This is a genomic window from Phytohabitans sp. LZ39 (assembly GCF_059359075.1).
In genome coordinates this window covers 78,278-100,571 of record NZ_JCADBM010000016.1, presented here as the reverse complement: position 1 = coordinate 100,571, position 22,294 = coordinate 78,278, and the positions used below count along the sequence as shown (strand labels likewise).

Sequence of the window (22,294 nt, the reverse complement as noted above, 5' to 3'; positions counted from 1 at the left end):
TTTTGGGTAGCACACTTTCACGCCCTCTGATCCGTCATACCTGTAGAGGGGATCCGTGATGGGAGGGTCGAGTTGGGCAAGGCTAAGCGTCGACTGCCCAGATGGGCCGTGCTGTGCACCATTTTCGGCACGTTGCTCGTCCTGGGCAGCGGGGGCACGCTGCTAGCCAGTGAGGTGCTGCTTTCCCGCTACGAGGGCTCGGTCAAGACCGCAGACCTGTTCGGCGACCAGGCCGCCGCGTCCGAAGAGCCGAAGACCGACATCAAGGGCCCGCTCAACATCCTGCTGGTCGGCATCGACCCCCGGCTCGACAACCCCAACGAGCCGCCCCGCTCCGACTCGATCCTCATCCTGCACGTGCCCGACGCGCACGACCGGGCGTATCTCTTCTCGCTCCCGCGCGACCTGCTCGTCGAGATCCCACCCTTTCCGAAGGCTGACTTCGGGGGCGGGCGCGACAAGATAAACGCCGCGATGGCGTACGGCAGCCGCGTGCCCGGCCAGGAAAAGCCCGACTCGGCGAAGGGTTTCGAGCTGCTGGCCATGACCATCACCCGCTACACCGGGATCAAGCGGTTCGACGCCGGCGCGATCGTCAACTTCCAGGGCTTTCGCAAGATCGTCGACGCCATGGGCGGGGTGACGATGACCCTCGACATGGACATCCGCTCCGAGCACCTCAAGCCGGACGGCAGCGGCCGCGACGGCAACCCGAGGGGCGACGGCTACGTGGGCTCGCAAAAGCTCTACAAGAAGGGCACCCACCACCTCAAGGGCTGGGAGGCGCTCGACATCGTGCGGCAGCGCAAGACGGTCGGCGGCGACTACGTGCGGCAGCGCCACCAGCAGCAGTTCTTGAAGGCGATGGTCGACCAGGCGTTCAGCAAGGACGTGGTGACCAACCCGCTCAAGCTCGACAGCGTGCTGCGCGCCGCCGGGCAGTCGCTGACCTTCAACGGCCGCGGCCACAGCGTGGTCGACTACGCCATCACCTTGCGCAATATCCGTTCCAGCTCGATCACCATGGTCAAGCTGCCGGGTGAAGGCGTGGGCAAGGGCAGCAACTACCGCGGCGAGCGGCTCCTGCCTCCGTCCGAAGACTTCTTCGACGCGGTGCGGCGCGACACCGTCGATACGTTCATGGCCTCGCACCCCGAGCTCGTCAACAAGTGACTGTGTTACACGCCACCCTCGTGGGGGCGGGTGCCGGTCGGCTGACTAGACTCGCTGTAATCCCCAGAGTTGCCGAGGAGACAGCGTGGCAAGCCAGCTGCACGTCGAGGTCGTAGCCGTCGAGGAAAAGGTCTGGTCCGGCGAGGCCGAGATGCTCGTCGCGCGGACCACCGAGGGTGAGCTGGGTGTGCTCCCCGGCCACGCGCCACTGCTCGGCCAGCTGGCCGAGCCGAGCCAGGTCCGGGTCAAGGTCTCCGGCGGCGAGGAGATCGCCTACGACGTGGCCGGCGGCTTCCTCTCCATAACGGACCAGGGCGTGACGGTGCTCGCCGAGAGCGCCGAGCAGGCCACTCCAGCCGCCCGCTGACGGCGCGCCGATGCTGGTCTTGGAGTGGATCGGGGTCGGCGTTCTCATCCTGCTCGCCTTCGTGGCGATCCTGTTCGTCCGCCGTGCCCTCATGGCCGGCTCCGGCACCATCAGGCTGAGTCTGCGCGTGTCCACAATGCTCGATGGCCGCGGCTGGTCACCCGGCATCGGCCGCTTCGTCGGTGACGAGCTGCGCTTCTACCGCTTTCTCAGCCTCGCCATCCGCCCCAAGCGCCGCCTCTCCCGCAACGGCCTGGTGGTCGAGCGGCGGCGCAAGCCCGAGGGCCAAGAGCTGATGAGCATGCCCGCCGACTGGGTGATCCTGCGCTGTGTCAGCCACCAGGCGCCCGTCGAGATCGCCATGGCCAAGTCGACGGTGACAGGCTTCATGTCGTGGCTGGAGGCCGCCCCACCCGGGGCGGTCTCCTCGTTTCTAGCCACCCACTAGCCATCCTTCTCGGTCCCGCTCGCTCCAGCGCCCCGGACCCCGCGTATCGCGCGGCCATGCTGTCGAGCTGCCCCGTCTATCGGGTGAGGCCGCGGGAGCAGCGGTCCGGACCACGACGCACATCGCGGTAGCTCAGGACAAGATCTACTCAAGACAGAGACTCGGGCTGCCGCGACGAACATCTGGCGATAGCCAACCGACGAGCCCGGAGAAACGGCGCACGAGTGTTACGGCGCGGTCGTGAGCCAGAGGCGGGCATCCGTGCCGTCATCCGTGGCCAGGAGCACGGTGTCGCCGTGCACGGCGATCGCGGCGACCGTCTCGGCCGTCACCGGCAGGGACACCGGCATCGTGGCCTCCGCCCAGGTCGTGCCGCCGTCGCGCGTGGTCCACATGCGGCATGTGGAGCCGGTGGCGGCCGTGACGACCGCCAGCCCGCCGGGCGAGGCGGCGGCCAGGCTCAGGAAGCGCCAGCCGCCCGCGTCGCCGAAGCCACCGCGTCGCTGCCAGGTCTTGCCGTCGAACCACCACGCGCCGGCCGGGCCGACGCCCAGCGTGCCGTCGCCGTGCGGGGTGACCAGCGCGAGCGGGCCGCCCACCGGGACCGGAGCCCACGTCGCGCCGTCCTCGGAGGTCCAGGATGCGCCGGTGAGCGTGGCCCCGTACGCCTCGCCGGCCACCAGCCAGCCGCCACCCGGCAGGGGTGCCACGTCCGTGCCACGGGCGGACGATCCCGGCGCGACGAGCGAGCGCTCGAAGGTCGCCCCGTCCGCCGAATGCCACAGCGCGGGGCCGGGGGAGCCGTCGGGGCCGAGCCAGTTGCCGACGATCGCCCACGTGGCGGGTGGGGCCAGTGAGGCGGCGGCCGCGCCGACACCGACCGAGTCCTGTCCGCCGAACTGGGTGAACGCCGGCTCGTACTCCAGCCAGCTCCCGTCCGGGCGGCTGCGCCACGTGCTCGTGCGCGGGTTGCCGTGCGCACCGCCCGACGCGGCGCCCACCGCCACGGCGTCGGCGCCCCGGCAGGCGACCGTGGAAATCGTGCTCTGTCTGCCGTAGAAGCTGACGGGCGCGAGCCGCACCGCGGTCCAGGTCGTGCCGTCCGTGCTCCGCCAAGCCGCGGGTCCGGTCGCCAGCCCACCCACCGCGAGCCAGTGATCGTCGCAGAAGGCGACGTCCTGGACGGTGGCGCCGGCGGCTGGGAAGGTGACCTCCCGCCAGGTCAAAGCCTGCGGCGACGAGGGTGACGAGGGCGATGAGCAGGACACGAGCGCCAGCACACCGAAGACCAGCGCTCCACGTCTCATCGATTGGCGCCCGGCACCCAGAGCACGTCGCCGTCGGGATTCGCCGTTCTCGCCAGGATGAACAGCAGATCCGACAGCCTATTGAGATACTTTGCCGGGAGGGTGCCGGTTCGTTCGGGATCGGTCTCCACGAGCGTCCACGCCGCACGCTCGGCGCGGCGCGCGACCGTGCGCGCCACGTGCAGCAGCGCGGCACCCGGTGTGCCACCCGGCAACACGAAGGAGTCGAGTGTGGACAGTCGCGCGTTGAAGTCGTCGCACCAGCCCTCGAGGCGGGTCACATACGCTTCGGTCACCCTGAGCCCCGGCTCCGACGAGGGATTCGCCAGATCGGCGCCCACGTCGAAGAGGTCGTTCTGCACAGTGGAGAGCACCTCCCGCACGTCGTCGGCGAGCTGCCCCAGCGCGAGCGCGACCCCGATCGCGGCGTTGCACTCGTCCACGTCGGCGTACGCCGAGATGCGCGGGTGGGTCTTCGACACCTTCTCGTTGTTGACGAGCCGGGTCGTGCCGGTGTCGCCGGCTTTCGTGTAGATCCGGGTGAGGTGGACGGCCATGAGCCTTAGCGTACGACCGTCAGCGCTCACCGCCGCCGACACGGCAGCGGGCGGGGCTTCTACGATGGCCGACGTGGATGTGATCCAGGTGCTCGGTGGGGCGCGGCTGGCGGGCGAGGTACACGTCGTCGGCGCCAAGAACTCGGCTCTCAAGCTGATGGCGGCGGCGCTGCTGGCGCCCGGCCGGAGCGTGGTGAGCAACATCCCTCGCATCACGGACATCGCGATCATGGGCGAGGTGCTGCGGCGGCTCGGCTGCACGGTGGAGTACGCCGGCGACGAGGTCTCGATCGACGTGCCGGAGGAGACCGGCACGGAGGCCGACTACGACCTCGTGCGCCGGCTGCGCGCCTCGATCTGCGTGCTCGGCCCGCTGCTGGCCCGGCGCGGGTTCGTGCGGGTGGCCCACCCCGGTGGCGACGCGATCGGCGCGCGCGGGCTCGACATGCACATCGACGGCCTGGCCCGGATGGGCGCGGAGATCACCGGCGAGCACGGCTTCGTCATCGCCTCGGCGCCGCGCGGGCTGCGCGGCGCGACGATCTGGCTCGACTTCCCGAGCGTGGGCGCGACCGAAAACCTGCTGATGGCGGCCGTGCTGGCGCGTGGTGAGACGGTCATCGACAACGTGGCCCGCGAGCCGGAGATCGTCGACATCTGCACGATGCTCACCGAGATGGGCGCGCGCATCGAGGGGGCCGGCACGTCCACGCTCCGCGTGCAGGGTGTGCGCGAGCTGCGCCCGGTGCGTCACGCCACCATCGGCGACCGCATCGTGGGCGGCACGTGGGCGTTCGGCGCGGCGATGACACAGGGAGACGTCACCGTGACCGGCGTCGACCCCGCCCACCTGGAGATCGCCCTCGACAAGGTGATCTCGGCGGGTGGGCTGGTGGAGACCCGGCCGCACGCGTTTCGGGTGCAGATGGACCGGCGGCCGACCGCGGTCGACGTGGTCACGCTGCCGTTTCCAGGCTTTCCGACCGACCTCCTGCCGATGGCGATCGGCCTCGCCGCGGTGAGCGACGGTTCCTCGCTGGTCACCGAAAACATCTTCGACGGCCGCTTCATGTTCGTAAACGAGATGGTCCGGCTCGGCGCCGACATCCGCACCGACGGGCACCACGCGGTCGTGCAGGGGCGGGAGCGGCTTTCCAGCGCGCCGGTGCGGGCCACCGACATCCGGGCCGGCGCCGGGCTGGTGATGGCCGCACTCTGCGCCGACGGGATGACCGAGGTCTCCCACGTGCACCACATCGACCGCGGCTACCCGGACTTCGTGCCGAACCTCCGGGCCATGGGCGTCAAGGTCGAGCGGGTCGCGGCGCCCGAGGAGCCGACCTTCACGTTCCAGTAGAGGAGTCGCGTTCCAGCACCCGCCGCGCCCGTCCGGCGTCGTCCGGAAACACGAGGATCTTGATGAGCCCGTCCAGCCCGGTCGAGAACGTGGAGCGGATGCCGGCCTGCCGCAGCGTGCTCCGCACCGCCTGGGCCATCTCCAGCCGGTCGACGAGCGCGGCCACCCGCAGCAGCCCGAAGTCGTCGGCCAGTGGGGGTGTCGCCTGGAGCTGGTCCCGCGCGAGGGCCCAGCGCAGCACGGCGGCCATCACACCCACGACCGCGAACGCGATCAGCGGCCCGACCAGGTACCAGCTGTCGGCCAGCGCCATGGCGTCAGTGTGACACCTCAAGGTCATCCTGAATGGTCGTTTAGCATCCATCCACAGGGAACGAGTTGAGGAGTGAGAGCATGGCGGGTCGACTGGCGGTCATCGGGGCCGGTCTGATGGGTTCGGGCATCGCCCAGGTAGCGGCGCGGGCCGGTTGGACGGTTACCCTTCGTGACCTTGATGACACCGCGACGCGGCGGGGCGTGGAGGGCATCCGGCGCTCGCTGGAGAAGTTCGCCAGCAAGGGCACGATCGAGCCGGGCGACGTCGAGGCCGCGCTGGGACGCGTCACCACGACCACCGACCTCGAGGCGGCGGCCGAGGCCGACATCGTGGTCGAGGCGGTCTTCGAGCGGCTCGACGTCAAGCAGGAGGTGTTTCGCCAGCTCGACAAGATCTGCGGACCCGAGGCGGTGCTGGCGACCAACACGAGCGCCATCCCGGTCACCCAGATCGCCGCCGCCACCCAACGGCCCGAGTCGGTCGTGGGCACGCACTTCTTCTCCCCGGTGCCGATGATGAAGCTCTGCGAGCTCGTCCGCGGATACAAGACCTCGGACGCCACGCTCGCCACCGCGCGGGCCTTCGCCGAGGAGATCGGCAAGACGTGCGTGGTGGTCAACCGCGACATCGCCGGCTTCGTGACCACGCGCCTGATCGCCGCGCTGGTGGTCGAGGCGGTCAAGCTCGTCGAGTCGGGCGTGGTCTCGCCGGAAGACCTCGACGTCGCGTGCAAGCTCGGCTTCGGCCACGCGATGGGCCCGCTCGCCACCACCGACCTGACCGGCGTCGACGTGCTGCTGCACGCCACCCGCAACATCTACACCGACACCGCCGACGAGAAGTTCTTCCCGCCGGAGCTGCTCCAGCGCATGGTCACCGCCGGCGACCTGGGCCGCAAGACAGGAAAGGGCTTCTACGACTACAAGGCCTAAATTCATTTGAGCTACCGCGACGTCCGTCGTGGTCCAGACCGTCGCTCCCGCGGCCTCACCCATCCGCCGTTGGTCGCGGTTACCCTTCAAGCGCTCCGACCGTCGGGATAGCGCAGGCGAGTGGTGGGCGCGGCGCCGCACTTTAGGCGCCGCGCCGCTCTCTCCGCACGATGGTCGTGTGGCGCGGAGGGTGAGGCCGCGGGAGCAGCGGTCCGGACCACCGCGGACGTCGCGGTAGCTCAAATCTTTTGTTGTGAGGGGCCTAGCGGCTGTACTTGTTTTGCCAGCTGAAGGTGCGGACGCAGAGGACCAGGCCGACCACGCACCAGGCGGCCAGGATCAGCGCGACCTTGCCCAGCTCCCAGCTGCCGGCCGGCTCGGCGGCGGCGAACGAGTTGGGGAGGAAGACCGAGCGCAGGCCCTGGCACATCCACTTGAGCGGGAAGATCGCGGCGACCTGCTGCATCCACACCGGCAGGTCGGTGAAGACGAAGAACACGCCCGAGATGAACTGGAGCACCAGCGCCACCGGGGTGACGACCGCGGTGGCGCCGCGGGCGTTGCGGGGCACCGACGAGAAGGCGATGCCGCACAGCGTGCAGGCGCTCAGCCCGAGGATCGAGACCCAGGCGAACGTGAACCACTTGCCCGCCGACGCGGGGGCCTCCAGGTCGAAGAGGGCGATCGAGACGGCCAGCAGGATCGCCACCTCCGCCACGCCGATGCCGGCCACCATGAGCACCTTGCCGGCGAAGTAGACCCATTTGGGCATCGGTGTGCCGCGGTAGCGCTTGAGGACCCCTTTGTCGCGTTCGATGGGGATCTGGATGGCCAGGCTCTGGAAGCCGACCGTCATTAGGCCGGTCGCGATCATGCCGGTGATGAAGTACTGCGTGAACTTGACCCCCGGCGCGATGTCGCCGTCGAAGATCGAGGCGAAGATCAAGATCATGATGACCGGGAACGCCATCGTGAAGACGACCGCCTCGCGGCTGCGCGTGAACTGCTTCAGCTCGACGATGCCCTGCCGCCGGGCGAGGTCCACGCTCACTGTGCCGCCGTCCTTCGCTCGCTCACCGTCGTCGTGGGTAGGCGTCGCCTGCCGCGCTCGCTCACGCTGCCGCTCCGATCATGCGCAGGTAGACGTCTTCGAGCGTGGGACGGGTGACGGTCAGGCCGGGGATCTCGCCGTCGAAGCGCGCGGCCAGCTCGGCCACCAGCGCCGTCGGCGTGTCGCTCTCCGCGGACTCCACCGTGCCATCGGGGGTACGCCACGAGACTGTGGCAGGCGCCTGCTCCCGGTGGCCCAGCCGGCTCGGCTCGGCGACCTCGACCAGCCGCCCGCCCGCGATCACCCCCACCCGATGGGCGAGTGCCTCGGCCTCGTCGAGGTAGTGGGTGGTCAGCATGATCGTGGTGCCGGCGGTGTTGAGCTCGCGGATCAGCTGCCAGAACTCCCGGCGTGCCTCCGGGTCGAAGCCGGTCGTCGGCTCGTCCAGGAAGAGCAGCTCGGGGCGGCCGACGATGCCGAGCGCGACATCGAGCCGCCGCTTCTGCCCGCCGGAGAGGCCGTGCGTGCGCGCCTTCGCCTTGCCGGTCAGCCCGACGCGCGCGATCACCTCGTCGGGGTCGTCGGGCTTGGGGTAGAACGCGGCGAAGTGACGCACGAGCTCGCCGACGGTCAGCTCCTCGAACTCGCCGGTGCCCTGGAGCACGATCCCCACCCGGGCGCGCCATTCGGCGTTCGCGGCGGCCGGGTCGTGGTCGAGAACCCGCACCTCGCCGCCGTCGCGCTTGCGGTAGCCCTCCAGGATCTCCACCGTCGTGGTCTTGCCGGCCCCGTTCGGGCCGAGGAGGGCGAAGACCTCGCCGTGCCGTACTTCCAGATCGAGCCCGGCGACGGCGGCGATGTCGCCGTACGACTTGCGCAGCCCGTGCGCCGAGATCGCGAATTCCATGGCAGACACAGTAGTGGCCATTTTCACCAGCCAAAGTGACTGAACGGTAACTTAGGATGCTCGTATGGAGAGTCGCCTCCCCGAGCGGGACCGGCCCTGGGTCATGCGGACCTACGCCGGTCATTCGTCGGCGGCCGCGACCAACGCGCTCTTCCGGCGCAACCTGGCCAAAGGGCAGACCGGTCTCTCGGTCGCCTTCGACCTGCCCACCCAGACCGGGTACGACCCGGACCACGAGCTCGCCGCAGGGGAGGTGGGGCGGGTCGGCGTGCCGGTGGCGCACCTCGGCGACGCCCGCGCGCTCTTCGCCGGCATCCCGCTGGCCGAGGCAAACACCTCGATGACCATCAACGCGACCGCGATGTGGCTGCTCGCCCTCTACGTGGTCGCGGCCGAGGAGCAGGGCGCACCCACCGCCGGACTGACCGGCACGACGCAGAACGACGTCGTCAAGGAGTACCTGTCCCGCGGCACCTACATCTTCCCGCCCGGCCCCTCGCTCCGGCTCACCACCGACACGATCGCCTGGACGGTGGCGAACGCTCCTCAGTGGAACCCGGTCAACGTCTGCTCGTACCACCTTCAGGAGGCGGGCGCGACGCCGGTGCAGGAGGTGGGCTTCGCGCTCGCCACCGCCGTCGCGGTCCTCGACTCGGTGCGCGACAGCGGCCAGGTGCCGCCCGAGCGGACGGGCGACGTGGTGCAGCGGGTCTCGTTCTTCGTCAACGCGGGCGTGCGCTTCGTCGAGGAGATGGCGAAGATGCGGGCGTTCGCGCGGCTGTGGGACGACCTGACCCGCGAGCGGTACGGCGTGGCCGACCCCAAGCAGCGCCGCTTCCGGTACGGCGTGCAGGTCAACTCGCTCGGCCTGACCGAGGCCCAGCCGGAAAACAACGTGCAGCGGATCGTGCTGGAGATGCTCGGCGTGACGCTCTCCCGCACGGCGCGGGCGCGGGCCGTGCAGCTGCCGGCGTGGAACGAGGCGCTCGGCCTGCCCCGCCCGTGGGACCAGCAGTGGTCGCTGCGCATGCAGCAGGTGCTGGCGTACGAGTCTGACCTGCTCGAGTACCCCGACCTCTTCGACGGCTCGCACGTCGTCGAGGCGCTCGTCGGCTCCATCGTGGACGGTGCACGGGTGGAGCTGGAGAAGATCCTCGACCTGGGCGGCGTGGTGGCGGCGGTGGAGACCGGCTACCTCAAGAGCGCGCTGGTCGCCTCGCTCGCCGAGCGGCGTCGCCGGCTGGAGGCGGGCTCCGACGTGGTGGTCGGCGTCAATAGGTTCACCGAGACCGAGCCGTCCCCGCTCACCGCCTCCGGCGCCGAGGCCATCGAGCAGGTCGACCCGGCGGCCGAGCGGGCCGCCGCCGAGGCGGTGCGAGCCTGGCGCGCCGGCCGTGACCAATCCACTGTGGACGCCGCGCTCGCCGCGCTGCGCGCCGCGGCCGCGGGCACCGGAAACCTGATGCCCGTGACGCTCGACTGTGTACGGGCCGGCGTGACCACCGGCGAGTGGGCCGGCGCGCTGCGCGAGGTCTTCGGCGAGTACCGGGCGCCGACCGGGCTCTCCGCCTCGGCCGCGATGCGGGAGGACGCCACGCTCTCGGATGTGCGGGCGCGGGTAAGTCGCACCGCGCGCGACCTCGGCACCGGGCGGCTGCGCCTGCTGGTCGGCAAACCCGGTCTCGACGGGCACTCCAACGGCGCCGAGCAGATCGCGGTACGCGCCCGGGACGCCGGTTTCGAGGTGGTGTACCAAGGGATCCGGCTGACGCCGGCGCAGATCGTCGCCGCCGCGGTCGAGGAAGACGTCGACATCGTCGGGCTGTCGGTGCTCTCCGGGTCGCACCTGGCGGCCGTGCCCGCCGTGCTCGACGGGTTGAAGGCGGCCGGGCGCGCGGACCTGCCGGTGGTAGTCGGAGGCATCATCCCGCCCGCCGACGCCGGCAAGCTCCGCGAAGCCGGCGTGGCAAGGGTCTTCACCCCGCGCGACTTCGCCCTGACGTCCATCATGGACGAGCTCGTGACCGTGGTGCGCGCGGCGAACGGCCTAGCGGGCGAAGAGTAGCGACAGGCCGCACCCCGCCGCCATGCCGCCGAGCACGATGAGCCCGATGGCGCCGGTGTCGAGGCGGCTGCCGAACCGGCGCCCGACCCAGAGCGCCGCCGGCGGCACCCCGGTGAACGGGGCGATCAGAAACGCGAGCCAGCCCAGCAGGCGCAGCGGCCAGGCCAGCTCGGACTCGAAGTGGGCGAGCGTGACGAGCCCGCCGGCGACCAGCCCGGTCATCGTCGCGGCGGTCGCGCCGAGCGGCGGCAGCAGCGGCAGAAGCCACCGTGGCAGCGGCGCCCGGGGTGCCCCGCGCCGCACCTTGTCGATCCGCTTGGCGGCGCCGTCGAGCAGCTCTCCCGGTGGTCCGTCCGGCAGGTCGCCGGCCCGAGCGGGCGGCGGCAGCTCGCCCAGGCGCCGCACCCGCGCCCACCAGCCGGCGCTCCGGCGCAGCTCGTCCCAGAGCCGCGCCGCCTCCCGGTCCACCTCGACCACGGCGGCCGCGGCCGCGCCGGTCCGGCGGTCCGCCTCGAACGCGGCCGCGTCCGCCCGGGCCAGGTGTGTCGCGGCCGCACCCGCGCACTCCTGGTAGGTGCGCTCGGCGGCGGCCAGCTCCGCGTCCCGCTGGCTCGCCGCCACCGCGAGCGCCTCCACGAGCCGCCGGTACTCGCGTACCGTCACGAGCCCACCTCGTACGGGATGATGACCTCCGGCGCGCGGTGCACCGCCCGGTCGAAGAAGAGCGCGCGGTGCGGGCGCGGATACCAGGCGGGGCCGCCCGGTTGGGGAGAGAGCGGCGACAGCTCGTTGCCGTGCACGTCGAGAGCCACCCACGCACCGATCGCGTCGAAGCGGGCGCCCACCCCGCCGAGGTCGTCGCGGAGCCGGCTGACGCCGCGCCACCAGCCGAGCACGTGTATGTGCCGCTCGGGTCCGCGGGCCAGCACCTCGCGCAGCGCCGGCAGGCGCCCGGCGGCGGCGTCCCACGCGTACCCGATGACGTAGTGCGGCGGCCCGGCGGGCGCGTCGGTCAGCTCCGCGAGCAGCTCGCCGGCGGTGTCCGCGTCGTACCAGCGGGCGCCGGGCAGCGCGGCGTGCAGCAGGCCGGCCGAGACGGAGGCGTCGTCGTCGAGGCATACGACGCTGAACCGCGCGTCATCGTCCATCGTGGCCAGTGAGCGGCCGGCGGCGCCCAGGACCGCGCACGCCTCCTCCACGCGTGTGCCCAGCACGGCAAGGTTGCGGCCGGGCGCGCGGGGCAGGCGGAGCACCGCCGGCCGGGGCTGTACGTCGATCGTCTCCCCGAGCACGGCACCGTCGACGTCCGCGGGGCAGGAGTAGGGCGGTATCGCGTCGCCGTCGAAAAGGCGCGGTGGCTCCAGGCCTTCGGGGCGGGCGTGCCACAGCTTCTCCTGCAAAGCCCGCCACGCGCCCCGGTCGCTGGCGTCGGGCAGGCGGACGATGCGGTTGGCGTCGGGCACCCCCGAGTCGGCGTTCACCACCGCGTGGAAGCGGGGGATCACGTCGGCGGCGAGGTTGGTGTCGGCGAGGATGCGGCGCGCCTTGGGCAGCGCGATCCGGAGCGTGAACTGGGCGACCAGCGCGGACCGTCCCCACAGTGCCTCGATGCCGGAGACGTCCTGCGAGGCGAGCACGAGGTGGATGCCTTGCGAGCGGCCCCGCCGGGCCAGGTCTTCCAGCAGGCCGACCGCCTCGGTGGCCATCGCGTCGCGGCCGGCCAGCAGCACCTGGAACTCGTCGATCACCGCCACGATCCGCGGCCAGTGCCCGCTCGGGTCCTCGGAGCGCAGCTCGGCGAGCTTGGTGGCCTCGTGGCGTTTGGCGGCGTGCGCCCGGCGGCGCAGCTCCTCGCCGAGATGTCGCAGCAACGCCAGCCCGAACTCGCGGTCGCCGTTGACGTTGACGCCGACCAGCCGCACCTGGGGCAGCCAGCTCGGGTCCCGCCGCCCCGGGGCGAAGCGGGCGAACGACACGCCCTCCTTGAAATCGAGCAGGTACAGCGCCAGCTCGTCGGGGGAGTACCGGGCGGTGAGCGAGCCGAGCCAGGCGTAGACGAGGTTCGTCTTGCCGGAGCCGGAGGGGCCGCCGATCAGCGCGTGCGGTGGGTCGTCGCCGAGCAGCACCTCGACCAGCTCGCCGTCCGGGCCGTCGCCGAGCGGGGCGGCCAGCCCGGTGGCCGAGCACTCGGTCCAGAGCTTTTCCGGCGCCAGGTCGGCGAACTGCGCGGGTGGCGGCCCGGCCAGCAGCAGCTCGGCCAGCTCCCGGCAGGCCGCGGCGATGCGGTCGGCGGCGGGCGGCGGGTCGAGCCGCACCGGCAGGTCACCCGTCGTACCGCAGGCGGCCGTGCTTCCGTGCACGGCGACGTGCTCCACAGTGGGGTGTGCCTCCATCGGCAGCCCACGGGCGAGCACGTGCACGCCGCAGGCGACGCCGGTACGCACGATGCGGTCGAGCTGGGCCTGCTGGGCGGTGGTGAGGTCGGCGGCGGTGGCCGCGTCGCCGAGCAGCACGACAAGCCGCCACGGCTCGGGCCGGCGGGCGGCGGTGGCGGCGGTCAGCTCGGCCAGCGACGCGTACTCGCCGGCCAGGACGCTCTCGTTGATGCGGCGGATCTGCTCCACCAGGTCGTCGAGCATCCCGGTCAGCCCGCCCGGCCCCACGAACGTGAGCAGGTCCGCGTTGCCCAGCGGCGCGAACCCGGCGAGGCTGCCGCCGAGCTGCTCGGGGTCGTACACGGTGAGCCGCACCTCGCCGGGACGCGTGCTGCCGAGCACGCGCAGGAGCAGTCCGGCGATCACGCCGTCCACAGTGGATGGATTGCCGGTGAAGGAGAGGTGGGCCAGGTCGAGCAGCGGCACGAGCGCGGGGATGGTCGCGGCCATCGGCTCCTGCCCCAGCGTCCCGATGCGGAAGAGCCCGGGACGCCGCCCGCGCTCCGGCTCGGTGGGGCGCCAGGTGCGCCACGACGCACCCGCCGCACCGGGTGCGCAGGACGCGGCGACGGCCGCCAGGTCTTCGGCGATCGTGCCGGCCGTGAGCTCGAAGTGCTCCCGGATCTCCCGCCGGGCCGCCGCACGCGCGGCGGCCAGGGCGGCGAGCCGTTCGCTGTGCTGGGCGTGCGCCTCGTCCCGCTCGTAGTGCGCCTCGTCGCGGGCCACCTCGGCAGCGGCCAGCGACGCCCGGGCCAGGCCGCGCGCCGCCGCGAGGTCCCGCCGCACTCCAGCCACGATCCCTTGCCGACCGCTAGCCACGGCGCTCCTTCTCCTCGCGCTCCTTGGCGTCACGTTCCTCGGCCTTGCGAAGCTCCTCGGTCACCTTGGCCAGCTCGTCCGGCTCCCGGTCGGTGGCGCGCAACAGGATGCCGACGAGCACCGCGGCCGTGACCGCCGCGTCCACCGGGTGCGTGCGCTCGTCCGCCTTACGCTCCGGCGGCGGGGCGTAGCAGGCGCGGGCCAGCAGCTCGTCGACCACCACCTCCTCGACCGCCGGCAGCAGCTTGCGGACGCGGGGGAGAACCTCCTTCCGTACACTGGGAAGGTCCTCTTTGGAGGGTGGATGGCCGAGCAGCTCCGCGGCGAGGAAGCGCAGCGGCGCCGGCGCCACCGCGGACAGTGCCAGACCCACGGCCGGGTCCACCGCGACCAGCTCCCGGCGCAGGCGGGCCCGGTCCTCGTCCGGCACCGCCTTGGCGCAGCGGTGCAGAAGGTCCACCGTGGACTCCGCGCCCCGCTCCGGGCGGCTGCCTGACCGCTCGGTCAGCTCGTCCACCCGGTCGGCCCAGAAGTGGGTGAGCGTCGGGGGCCCGGCCTCCGCGGCCGGTCGCCGTGGCGCGGCCGGTGCCAGCGCCGCGTGCCAGTCCTTGTCCGGCGGGGGTACGGCGTCGCGTGGCAGCCCGATCGAGACGAGGTAACCGGTGAGCGCCTCCCGGGCGGCGATCATCGCGCCGGCGGCGTGGTCGAGGTGCTCGCCGGCGGCGGTGAGCGTCGGCGTGGGGGCGGCCGTGGCGCTGGCCCGCATCACCCAGGCGAGCAGTCCGTTGGCGGTACGCAGCCGGTCGGCGGCGGTCGCCACCTGACCCACCGGAAGCTCCTCGCCGACCTCCTGGATCCGGTACGCCAGCGCGTGCAAGAGGGAACTCATGACATCACAAGGCGGCGGCGTACTGCTGGGCCTGCTCCATCGCGCCGAGCGTGGCGCTGAGGCAGTCCTCGAGCTCGGTGGCGGCCTGCGCGAGCGCGGCCTGTGCGGAGGTGACCGACTCGTGCCCGCTGCCCTCGACCGCCGCGGCGAGGCTGAGCTGCGCCTCGCCGAGCTTTTCGTTGGCCGCCCGGACGGCCTCCTGACCCTCCTGCACATGCTGCATCGCGGCATCGATGGCCGCTTTCACCTCGGCGACGCTCGCCACTGGGTACCCCCTTGCCCGGACAAACGGTGCAATCGTATCCGCATTCGTCCTATTTACCTGAATCGCCCCGCCGTTGCGGTCTGTGGTTCTTCGGTGCTACGGTTCATCAGTCAAGTAATGAACCTAAGAACCTTGAGGTGCTCCCGTGTTCGACGACCGGAGTCCGATCTATCTGCAAATCGCCGACAAGATCAAAGAGGACATCCTGAGCGGGGCACTTGGGGAGGACGAGCAGGTCATGTCCACCAACCAGTACGCGAGCTTCTACCGGATCAATCCCGCCACCGCGGCCAAGGGCTTCCAGCAGCTCGTCGAGGAGGGCGTCCTCTACAAGCGGCGCGGGATCGGCATGTTCGTCAGCCCCGACGCCCGCGAGAAGCTGCGCGGCCAGCGGCGCGAGCGCTTCTTCGAGGAGGTCGTCGACGCCATGATCACCGAGGCTCGCGTGATCGGCATCTCCCTGGACGAGATCGTGCGCCGGATCGAGGGGGCGAAGTGACGCTGTCCCTGGAGGTCAACGACCTCACCGTCCGATACGGCGACACGGTCGCCGTCGACGGCCTGACGCTCAAGCTCGACGGCGGCAAGATCTACGGGCTCCTCGGGCGCAACGGGTCGGGCAAGACCAGCGTGCTGTCGGTCGTGGCCGCGTTTCGCCGGCCGAGCGGCGGCGCGGTGCACGTCGACGGTGCCGAGCCCTTCGAAAACGCGGCCCTCACCCGGCAGATCTGCTTCGTGCGCGACAGGGTCGACGCGCAGGACGGCGACTGCGTGCGAAAGGTGCTGCGGACCGCCCGAGCGCTGCGCCCCAACTGGGACGAGGAGTACGCGCAAGCCCTGGTCGAGCGCTTCGACCTGCCGCTGAAGAAGCGCATCAGCGCCCTCTCGCGGGGTGCGAAGTCGGCGCTCAGCGTCACGATCGGCCTGGCCGCGCGGGCGCCGCTGACCATCTTCGACGAGTCCTACCTGGGGATGGACGCCCCTTCGCGCTACGCGTTCTACGACGAGGTGCTCAGCGACTACATGGCACACCCGCGCACGGTCATCGTCTCGACGCACCTGATCGAGGAGGTCGGCTCCCTCTTCGAGGAGGTCGTGATCATCGACAAGGGCCGCCTTGTGGCGCACGACGAGACCGAGGCGCTGCGCGGCCGGGGCGTCGCCGTCACCGGGCCGGCCGACGCGGTGGAGGCGTTCACCGTGGGCCGCACGGTGCTGGGCGACCAGCGGCTGGGCGGCACCCGCTCGACCACGGTCTACGGCCAGCTCACCGACGAGGAGCGGACCCGCGCCCGCGCGGCCGGCCTCGACCTGGGGCCGGTCGGGCTCCAGGATCTCTTCGTCCACCTGACCGCACACGAGGGCGCGGAGGCGCACCGATGACCACCAACACCGCCTCGATCGTCTCGCGCGCCCAGCTGCGTTCCAGCGTGCAGATGGTCGTCGGCTACTGGGCCATCATGATCCCCGTCTACGCGGCGATCGTCATCGCGATCGTGACGGCCGGAGACACCGACGTCAGCATCTGGGCCACCTCCGGCGGCTCGGCCCCCAAGTACTTCCTGCTTGCCGTCGGCGTGATGCTCACGACGGTGCACCTCCCGGTGTACGTGGGCAACGGGGTCACCCGCCGCGACTTCGCCTACGGCGCCTCGATCTTCATCCTCGTGGTCGCCGGCCTGTACGCGGTCCTCATGACGCTCGGCTACGTCTTCGAGTACTCCGTCTACTCCGCCGCCGACCTCATGGGCAACCTCGCCGACCCGTACCCGGTGCGGTCCGTCGGCGACGGGCTGACCCAGCTGGTCGCCGAGTTCTTCGTCGCTATCACCTACCTGTGCTGCGGCTGGCTCATGAGCACCTGCTTCTACCGGTTCGGCACCTGGTGGGGCATCGTCCTCATCCCGGTGACGCTCCTGCCGGCTGTGGTCACCGAGATGGGCTTCGACTCGCTCTGGGCCGGCTACGCCATCAACAACGGGCTCGGCGTCGACCGCCCGCCGCTGCCGGCCGGCGTGCTCATGGCGGCAGCGGCCATCGCCGCCGCCTGGTTCGTCAACTTCGCGCTCATCCGCGCGGTCGCCATCAAGAAGGTTTCCGGCTGAACGGGGAGGGACCATGCCGGTCATCGAGATTTCCAACCTACGCAAGGGGTACGGCGACACCGTCGCTGTGTCGGACGTGTCGTTCACAGTGGACAGTGGCGAGATCTTCGGGATCCTCGGCCCCAACGGCGCGGGCAAGACGACCACTGTGGAGCTGCTCAGCGGCTTGCGCCGGCGCGACGGGGGCGCCGTGCGGGTACTCGAAAAGGACCCGGACCGCGACGGCGCCGCGCTGCGCGAGCTCGTCGGCGTACAGCTCCAGGAGAGCGAGCTGCCCGAGCGGATCCGGGTGTGGGAGGCGCTGGAGCTGTACAGCTCCTTCTACCGCGAGCCGGCCGACTGGCGCGAGCTGCTCGACGTGCTGGGACTGTCCGCGCGGCGCACCGCCCGCTACGGCACGCTTTCCGGCGGGCAGAAGCAGCGGCTCTCCATCGCGCTCGCGCTCGTCGGCGACCCCCGGGTGGCGGTGCTCGACGAGCTGACCACCGGGCTCGACCCGGCGGCCCGCCGGGAGACGTGGGCGCTGATCGAGAGCGTCCGCAACAGGGGCGTCACGGTCGTGCTCGTCACGCACTTCATGGACGAGGCCGAGCGCCTCTGCGACCGGGTCGCCGTGATCGACGGCGGCCGCACCGTGGCGGTCGACACGCCGGCCGCCCTCACCGCCAAGTTCCAGGCCGAGCGCGGCCTCGACCGGGCCACGCTCGAAGACGCCTACCTGGCCCTCACCGGCCACGAGATCGGGGTGTAGCGCCATGTCCACCGCAGTCGTACGACTGACCATTGTGGAGTCCAAGCTCTTTGTGCGAGACCCGATGGGCGTCGTCATGGGCGTCGCGTTTCCCGCGGTGCTGCTGCTCCTGCTCGGCTTCGCGATCCCCGGTTTCCGGGACGTGGCCGACGACCTCGACGGCCTGCGCCCGATCGACATCTACGTGCCGATCGTGCTCGCGATGGCGATCTGCACGACGAGCGTGAGCGTGCTGCCGACCTACATGGCGACATACCGGGAGCGGGGCGTGCTGCGCCGGCTCGCCGCCACGCCGGTCGGCCCGGTCAAGCTGCTCGGCGCGCAGCTCCTGGTCAACGGCGTCGCCACCCTCGTGGCGGTCGTGCTGGCCGTGGCGGTTGGCGCGGCCGCGTTCGGCGTCGACCTGCCCCGGCAGGTGCTGGGCTTCCTGGCCGCGCTGGTGCTCGGCACGGCCGCGATGTTCGCCGTGGGCCTGCTGATCGCCGCGGTAGCGCCGCGCGCGAAGACCGCCACCGGGATCGGCATGCTCGTGTACTTCCCGATGCTCTTCTTCGCCGGCGTCTGGACCCCCGGCCCGGTCATGCCGGACGGCCTGCGCCGCGTCAGCGACTTCACCCCGCTGGGTGCGGCCTCGCAGGCGATGCAGGACGCGTGGACCGGCACGTTTCCGTCCGCGCTCCACCTTGTCGTGATGGTGGGCTACGTGCTCGCGGCCGGCGCCCTGGCCGCCCGCCTGTTTCGCTGGGAGTGACTCCTACCAGCCCTCTAGGCGCTCCTGGAGGCTCTCCCGGCGGCGGGCCGCGTCGGGCAGGTAGGTGTCGCCGATGAGCGCCTCGGCCGCGCGCCACTCCGTCCGCGCTTCCGCCTCGCGACCCAGATCAGCCAGCGCGTGGGCGCGCAGCAGCCGCGTCCGCCCGCTGCGCACCGGGTCGCGGAGCCGCTCGAACTGGGCGATCGCCGCGTCGTACGCCGTCACGGCCTCGGCGGGGCGCCCGGCCTCCGCGGCGATCTCGCCCATCGCCTGGTGTGCCAGGCCGATCCCGATGCCCTGGCGGATCGCTTCGAAGAGCTCCAGTGCGGCGCGCATGTCGCGGTTGGCGTCGTCGTATCGCCGCTCGTCGAAGGCGAGCCAGCCGCGCTCGATCAGCCCGAAGCCGTACGCGAAGCGGTCGTTGCCATCCCGCGCCAGCTCCAGCGCCTGGGCGTTGAGCGCGACCGCCTCGCGCCGCCGGCCGGTGAACCGATAGGCGGTACCCAGCCCGAGCAGTGTCCACGGTCGACGGTGGTCCTGCGCGGTGGGCATCAGCTCGCGGGCGCGCTCCAGCACCGGTGCGGCGAGCTCGGGCTGCCACGTCGTGTTGAAGAGCGTGCCGAGTGCGACGCGTGCCTCGACCTCCTCGTCGACGTCGCCCAACTCGACGAAGAGGTCGAGCGCCCGCTCCAATGCGGACCGCGCGTCGTCGAAGCGGCTGAGGTCGCGCAGGCACTCGCCGTACACGGTGAGCGCCTCGGCCTCGGCGGCGCGGTCACCGAGCCGTTCGGCGATGGCGACGGCCTCCGTGGCCGGCTCCAGCGCGCGCGTCACCTCGCCCGCGTTGCGGTAGGCGGACGACACCCAGCGCAGGGCCCTGGCGCGCCGTGCCTCGTCACCGAGCGCGGCCGCGGCGACCGCCGCCTCCCGCCACAGCGCGAGGCGGTCCGGGTGGTCGGCCGAGTCGGTGAGCAGCGGGTGCACGGTGTCGACGATCGTCCAGGCCGCCTCGTACGCACCGACCGCCACCGCGTGGCGTACGCCGGCGACGATGTTGTCCCGCTCCTCGGTGGCGGCGTGCGCGGCGAGCCAGTCCAGATAGGACGCCGGAGTGTACTCGCGTTCCTCGTCGGAGAGGCGCCCCTGTGCGAAGAGGCGGAGCAGGTCGTGCAGCCGGTAGCGGTCTGGCGCCGGCGACTCGACAAGGTGCATGTCGACGAGCCGCTCCAGCGACGCCGACGTGGTGGCCTCGTCGAGCTGTGCCAGCGCTGCCGCCGCGGCCGGGCCGAAGACGCGGCCCGGGTGAGAGCCGGCGCGGCGAAACACCACGCGGTCCACATCGGACAGCTCACTGTAGGACGCCTCGAAGCTGGAGCGCACGGCGAGATCCTCGTGCTCCAGCTCCCTGAGGCGGCGGCGTTCGTCGGCGAGCCGGTCGGCCAGGTCGCTCGGCGTCCACGCGGGCCGGGCCTTGAGCCGCGCGGCGGCGATGCGCACGGCCAGCGGGAGGCCGCCGCACAGCTGGACGATTCGGGCGACGCCATCCGGGTCGGCTTCCACGCGCGCGTCGCTCGCCGCCCGCGTGAACAGCTCCCGCGCGTCCGCCTCGTCGAGGCCGCCGAGCGGGTGCGAGACGGCGTGCGGAAGGTTGGCGATGATCGGCCGGCTGGTGATCAGCACCAGGCAGCCCGGGCCGCCGGGCAGCAGCGGGAGCACCTGGGCCGCGTTGCGGGCGTTGTCGAGCACGATGAGCATCCGGCGGTCGGCGATCGCCGAACGGTAGCGGGCCGCCAGGTCGTCCAGGCCGCCGCGCCGCTCGTCTTCGGGCACGCCGAGCCGCTCCAGAAAGCGGGTGAGCACCTCCTCCGGCGCCACTGGGTCCGGGTCGGGGTCGGCGCCGCGGAGGGTCGCGAAGAGCTGCCCGTCCGGGTACTTTTCGACGCGTTCGTGCGCGACGTGCAGGGCCAGAGTGGACTTGCCGGCGCCCGGCGGGCCGGACACAGCGAGCACGCGGCAGCCGTCGGCGAGCACCCGGTTGACCGCGGCGAGGTCGGACTTGCCGGCGAACGTCGTGACGGCGGCCGGCAGCTCGCGCGGGACGGAGACGGTGGGCTTCGCCCCCGGGGGCTGTTGCAAGATCGCCAACGCGACGGTGATCGCGCCGAGCAGCGCCACCGCCGGCCAGGCCAGCCAGGAGACACCGCTGAGTGGGCCGGGCAGCGTGCCGCCGGTGGCAACGTTTACCGCCACGGCCAGCATCACCGACAGGAGACCCGAGGTCACCGCGATCAGCACGATCGGCCGGCCCTCGCGCACGCGCTCTCCTGTTGTCTCGCAGGGGGCGCGCCCCTCTGGTCAGACCCGGAAGCCGGCGGCCCGCGCGGCCTGGCGCTCGCGCTTTCGCTCCCGCCGCCGCCGGACCAGCCAGACGAACGTGAACACTATCGCGACGAGGAAGACCAGCACCAGGAACGGCATCACGATCGCGACTACCGACATGGATACGCTGGTGAAGTCCTCGGCGGTGCTGGCCACGGGAGCCCCGACGCCGGCCGTGCCCGCGTTGATGACCGGCCGCGCGGCCGCCTTGATCCCGTGCATGCCGAGGGCGATCAGCACGCCGGCGACGACCGGCATCCACTGGCCCGTCTCGCCCGGATCGGTCACCAGCACGGTCTCCGAGCTGGAGCCCGCGCCGAAGGCGAGCCCGCCGGCGGTGGGACGGACGACGGTCTGCACCACGTCGTTGACGCTGTCGACCATGGGGATCTTGTCGGCGAAGAACTCGACCGCGAGCAGCAGCGCCAGGATCGTGATCACCCAGCCGTTGCCCAGCCAGCTCCAGCCGCTGGGCAGCTCGATCAGGTCGGTGTAGCGCGCCAGCAATCCCATCGTGAGCAGGGGAATGTACGCATTCAGCCCGGCCGAGGCGGCCAGGCCCGTACCGGTGAGCGCTTCCAACACGTGTCCCAGCATCGCACCGCCACGCCACTTGGGCAGGCCTCTCGGCGGGGCCCGCGCCGCCCGCCGCGCACCTTGGCTAGTCTCTCGGGGTGCGGTTGGTGATTGCGCGGTGCTCGGTGGACTACGTCGGACGGCTCTCGGCGCACCTGCCGCCGGCGACGCGGTTGCTCATGGTGAAGGCGGACGGGTCGGTCTCGATCCACGCCGACGACCGTGCGTACAAGCCGCTCAACTGGATGAGCCCGCCCTGCCGGCTGGAAGAGGCCCCGGGCGTGTGGCGGGTGGTCAACAAGGCCGGCGAGGAGCTGCGCATCACGCTGGAGGAGATCTTCCAGGACAGCTCCTACGAGTTGGGCATCGACCCCGGCCTGCAAAAAGACGGCGTCGAGGCACACCTGCAAGAGCTGCTCGCCGCCAACCCGACTACCCTCGGCGACGGCTACACGCTCGTGCGCCGCGAATACATGACCGCGATCGGCCCGGTCGACCTCCTCTGCCGCGACGCGTCCGGCGCCGCGGTGGCCATCGAGGTCAAGCGCCGCGGCGAGATCGACGGCGTCGAGCAGCTGACCCGCTACTTGGAGCTGCTCAACCGCGACCCGCTGCTCGCGCCCGTGGCCGGCGTCTACGCCGCTCAGGAGATCAAGCCACAGGCCCGCGTGCTGGCCGAAGACCGGGGAATCCGCTGCGTGGTTGTCGACTACGACAAGCTCCGCGGCATCGAGCGCGACGAACTGACCCTCTTCTAGAGACCTCTCTGGACCGGGGTGACGCCGTCGTGGCGTGGCTCAAGCTGGGTTTACCCCGGGTCCGGGTCCGCGGTGCAAGCCCTCGG

General features: G+C 71.7%; 22 protein-coding genes and 1 pseudogene. 12 read left to right on the top strand and 11 right to left on the bottom strand.

The annotated features are described in order from the left end of the window. The first annotated feature begins 36 nt into the window (after positions 1–36). The 3 genes from AC5L36_RS28175 (at position 37) to AC5L36_RS28165 (ending at position 1,988) form a co-directional block, all read left to right on the top strand. On the top strand, positions 37–1,173 hold the full coding sequence (locus AC5L36_RS28175; protein ID WP_441221873.1) for an LCP family protein: 1,137 nt from the start codon (positions 37–39) through the stop codon (positions 1,171–1,173). Positions 1,174–1,258: 85 nt separating this feature from the next. Then, positions 1,259–1,540, top strand: a complete 282-nt coding sequence (locus AC5L36_RS28170) for a F0F1 ATP synthase subunit epsilon (RefSeq protein ID WP_441221620.1) — start codon at positions 1,259–1,261, stop codon at positions 1,538–1,540. Positions 1,541–1,550: 10 nt separating this feature from the next. Further along, on the top strand, positions 1,551–1,988 hold the full coding sequence (locus tag AC5L36_RS28165; protein ID WP_441221618.1) for a DUF2550 domain-containing protein: 438 nt from the start codon (positions 1,551–1,553) through the stop codon (positions 1,986–1,988). 227 nt (positions 1,989–2,215) lie between these two features. Here the strand turns inward: AC5L36_RS28165 and AC5L36_RS28160 are convergent, their stop codons facing one another. Together AC5L36_RS28160 and AC5L36_RS28155 are read right to left on the bottom strand one after the other, a co-directional pair. Continuing rightward, complete coding sequence (locus AC5L36_RS28160) at positions 2,216–3,295, bottom strand: hypothetical protein (protein ID WP_441221617.1); 1,080 nt, start codon at positions 3,293–3,295, stop codon at positions 2,216–2,218. Then, a complete protein-coding gene (locus AC5L36_RS28155; protein WP_441221615.1) occupies positions 3,292–3,852 on the bottom strand; it encodes a cob(I)yrinic acid a,c-diamide adenosyltransferase in 561 nt (186 codons plus the stop codon). Before AC5L36_RS28155 ends, AC5L36_RS28160 begins: the two co-directional genes overlap by 4 nt. Before the next feature lie 64 nt (positions 3,853–3,916). On the opposite strand from AC5L36_RS28155, the gene murA reads away from it, so the two are divergent. Continuing rightward, the gene (gene murA, locus AC5L36_RS28150; protein ID WP_441221614.1) at positions 3,917–5,209 is read left to right on the top strand and encodes a UDP-N-acetylglucosamine 1-carboxyvinyltransferase; all 1,293 of its coding nucleotides are present in this window, start codon (positions 3,917–3,919) and stop codon (positions 5,207–5,209) included. On the opposite strand, the gene AC5L36_RS28145 is transcribed toward murA, so the two are convergent. Next, positions 5,196–5,522, bottom strand: a complete 327-nt coding sequence (locus tag AC5L36_RS28145) for a hypothetical protein (RefSeq protein WP_441221612.1) — start codon at positions 5,520–5,522, stop codon at positions 5,196–5,198. The genes murA and AC5L36_RS28145 overlap by 14 nt on opposite strands. An 80-nt stretch (positions 5,523–5,602) precedes the next feature. On the opposite strand from AC5L36_RS28145, the gene AC5L36_RS28140 reads away from it, so the two are divergent. Next, positions 5,603–6,457 (top strand): 3-hydroxyacyl-CoA dehydrogenase family protein, encoded by an 855-nt coding sequence (locus AC5L36_RS28140; RefSeq protein WP_441221610.1) that lies wholly within the window; start codon positions 5,603–5,605, stop codon positions 6,455–6,457. A gap of 262 nt (positions 6,458–6,719) precedes the next feature. Here the strand turns inward: AC5L36_RS28140 and AC5L36_RS28135 are convergent, their stop codons facing one another. Beyond that, positions 6,720–7,508: an ABC transporter permease gene (locus AC5L36_RS28135; RefSeq protein WP_441221608.1), complete on the bottom strand. Its 789-nt coding sequence runs from the start codon at positions 7,506–7,508 to the stop codon at positions 6,720–6,722. A 61-nt stretch (positions 7,509–7,569) separates the two neighbouring features. Next, positions 7,570–8,415 carry an ABC transporter ATP-binding protein gene (locus tag AC5L36_RS28130; RefSeq protein WP_441221607.1) on the bottom strand — a complete coding sequence of 282 codons (846 nt, stop codon included), beginning with the start codon at positions 8,413–8,415 and terminating at the stop codon, positions 7,570–7,572. Between the two features lie 64 nt (positions 8,416–8,479). Here AC5L36_RS28130 and AC5L36_RS28125 point away from each other — a divergent pair, with 64 nt between their 5' ends. Beyond that, a complete protein-coding gene (locus tag AC5L36_RS28125; protein ID WP_441221605.1) occupies positions 8,480–10,480 on the top strand; it encodes a protein meaA in 2,001 nt (666 codons plus the stop codon). On the opposite strand, the gene AC5L36_RS28120 is transcribed toward AC5L36_RS28125, so the two are convergent. Genes AC5L36_RS28120 through AC5L36_RS28105 form a run of 4 tightly spaced genes read right to left on the bottom strand, consistent with a single transcriptional unit; the run spans position 10,463 to position 14,888 of the window. Beyond that, positions 10,463–11,143 (bottom strand): hypothetical protein, encoded by a 681-nt coding sequence (locus AC5L36_RS28120; protein ID WP_441221603.1) that lies wholly within the window; start codon positions 11,141–11,143, stop codon positions 10,463–10,465. The two genes, AC5L36_RS28125 and AC5L36_RS28120, sit on opposite strands and share 18 nt — an antisense overlap. Then, a complete protein-coding gene (locus AC5L36_RS28115; RefSeq protein ID WP_441221601.1) occupies positions 11,140–13,734 on the bottom strand; it encodes an FtsK/SpoIIIE domain-containing protein in 2,595 nt (864 codons plus the stop codon). Before AC5L36_RS28115 ends, AC5L36_RS28120 begins: the two co-directional genes overlap by 4 nt. Continuing rightward, positions 13,727–14,623: a hypothetical protein gene (locus AC5L36_RS28110; RefSeq protein WP_441221599.1), complete on the bottom strand. Its 897-nt coding sequence runs from the start codon at positions 14,621–14,623 to the stop codon at positions 13,727–13,729. The genes AC5L36_RS28115 and AC5L36_RS28110 overlap by 8 nt, the downstream gene beginning before the upstream one ends. A 4-nt stretch (positions 14,624–14,627) precedes the next feature. Continuing rightward, positions 14,628–14,888, bottom strand: a complete 261-nt coding sequence (locus AC5L36_RS28105; protein ID WP_441221597.1) for a hypothetical protein — start codon at positions 14,886–14,888, stop codon at positions 14,628–14,630. Positions 14,889–15,033: 145 nt separating this feature from the next. Here AC5L36_RS28105 and AC5L36_RS28100 point away from each other — a divergent pair, with 145 nt between their 5' ends. The 5 genes and pseudogenes from AC5L36_RS28100 (at position 15,034) to AC5L36_RS28080 (ending at position 18,495) form a co-directional block, all read left to right on the top strand. Continuing rightward, positions 15,034–15,387 (top strand): GntR family transcriptional regulator, encoded by a 354-nt coding sequence (locus AC5L36_RS28100; RefSeq protein ID WP_441221595.1) that lies wholly within the window; start codon positions 15,034–15,036, stop codon positions 15,385–15,387. Next, a complete protein-coding gene (locus AC5L36_RS28095) occupies positions 15,384–16,271 on the top strand; it encodes an ATP-binding cassette domain-containing protein (RefSeq protein ID WP_441221593.1) in 888 nt (295 codons plus the stop codon). Before AC5L36_RS28100 ends, AC5L36_RS28095 begins: the two co-directional genes overlap by 4 nt. Next, on the top strand, positions 16,268–16,993 hold the full coding sequence (locus AC5L36_RS28090) for a hypothetical protein (protein ID WP_441221591.1): 726 nt from the start codon (positions 16,268–16,270) through the stop codon (positions 16,991–16,993). The genes AC5L36_RS28095 and AC5L36_RS28090 overlap by 4 nt, the downstream gene beginning before the upstream one ends. A gap of 13 nt (positions 16,994–17,006) precedes the next feature. Continuing rightward, positions 17,007–17,678, top strand: a pseudogene (locus AC5L36_RS28085) (ABC transporter ATP-binding protein); the annotation flags it as partial. Positions 17,679–17,748: 70 nt separating this feature from the next. Continuing rightward, positions 17,749–18,495 (top strand): ABC transporter permease, encoded by a 747-nt coding sequence (locus AC5L36_RS28080; RefSeq protein WP_441221589.1) that lies wholly within the window; start codon positions 17,749–17,751, stop codon positions 18,493–18,495. Positions 18,496–18,498: 3 nt separating this feature from the next. Here the strand turns inward: AC5L36_RS28080 and AC5L36_RS28075 are convergent, their stop codons facing one another. Next, complete coding sequence (locus AC5L36_RS28075; RefSeq protein WP_441221587.1) at positions 18,499–20,811, bottom strand: ATP-binding protein; 2,313 nt, start codon at positions 20,809–20,811, stop codon at positions 18,499–18,501. 39 nt (positions 20,812–20,850) lie between these two features. After that, on the bottom strand, positions 20,851–21,459 hold the full coding sequence (locus AC5L36_RS28070; protein WP_441221585.1) for a DUF4126 domain-containing protein: 609 nt from the start codon (positions 21,457–21,459) through the stop codon (positions 20,851–20,853). Between the two features lie 89 nt (positions 21,460–21,548). On the opposite strand from AC5L36_RS28070, the gene nucS reads away from it, so the two are divergent. Continuing rightward, positions 21,549–22,208: an endonuclease NucS gene (nucS, locus tag AC5L36_RS28065; RefSeq protein WP_441221583.1), complete on the top strand. Its 660-nt coding sequence runs from the start codon at positions 21,549–21,551 to the stop codon at positions 22,206–22,208. Positions 22,209–22,294: the final 86 nt, after the last annotated feature.

Excerpts from the sequence above, each read along its gene's own strand:
- AC5L36_RS28125 (WP_441221605.1), top strand. The coding sequence starts at position 8,480 with ATGGAGAGTCGCCTCCCCGAGCGGGACCGGCCCTGGGTCATGCGGACC.
- AC5L36_RS28110 (WP_441221599.1), bottom strand. The coding sequence starts at position 14,623 with ATGAGTTCCCTCTTGCACGCGCTGGCGTACCGGATCCAGGAGGTCGGC.
- AC5L36_RS28140 (WP_441221610.1), top strand. The coding sequence starts at position 5,603 with ATGGCGGGTCGACTGGCGGTCATCGGGGCCGGTCTGATGGGTTCGGGC.
- AC5L36_RS28160 (WP_441221617.1), bottom strand. The coding sequence starts at position 3,295 with ATGAGACGTGGAGCGCTGGTCTTCGGTGTGCTGGCGCTCGTGTCCTGC.
- AC5L36_RS28080 (WP_441221589.1), top strand. The coding sequence starts at position 17,749 with ATGTCCACCGCAGTCGTACGACTGACCATTGTGGAGTCCAAGCTCTTT.
- AC5L36_RS28155 (WP_441221615.1), bottom strand. The coding sequence starts at position 3,852 with ATGGCCGTCCACCTCACCCGGATCTACACGAAAGCCGGCGACACCGGC.
- murA (WP_441221614.1), top strand. The coding sequence starts at position 3,917 with ATGGCCGACGTGGATGTGATCCAGGTGCTCGGTGGGGCGCGGCTGGCG.
- AC5L36_RS28145 (WP_441221612.1), bottom strand. The coding sequence starts at position 5,522 with ATGGCGCTGGCCGACAGCTGGTACCTGGTCGGGCCGCTGATCGCGTTC.
- AC5L36_RS28165 (WP_441221618.1), top strand. The coding sequence starts at position 1,551 with ATGCTGGTCTTGGAGTGGATCGGGGTCGGCGTTCTCATCCTGCTCGCC.
- AC5L36_RS28130 (WP_441221607.1), bottom strand. The coding sequence starts at position 8,415 with ATGGAATTCGCGATCTCGGCGCACGGGCTGCGCAAGTCGTACGGCGAC.
- AC5L36_RS28090 (WP_441221591.1), top strand. The coding sequence starts at position 16,268 with ATGACCACCAACACCGCCTCGATCGTCTCGCGCGCCCAGCTGCGTTCC.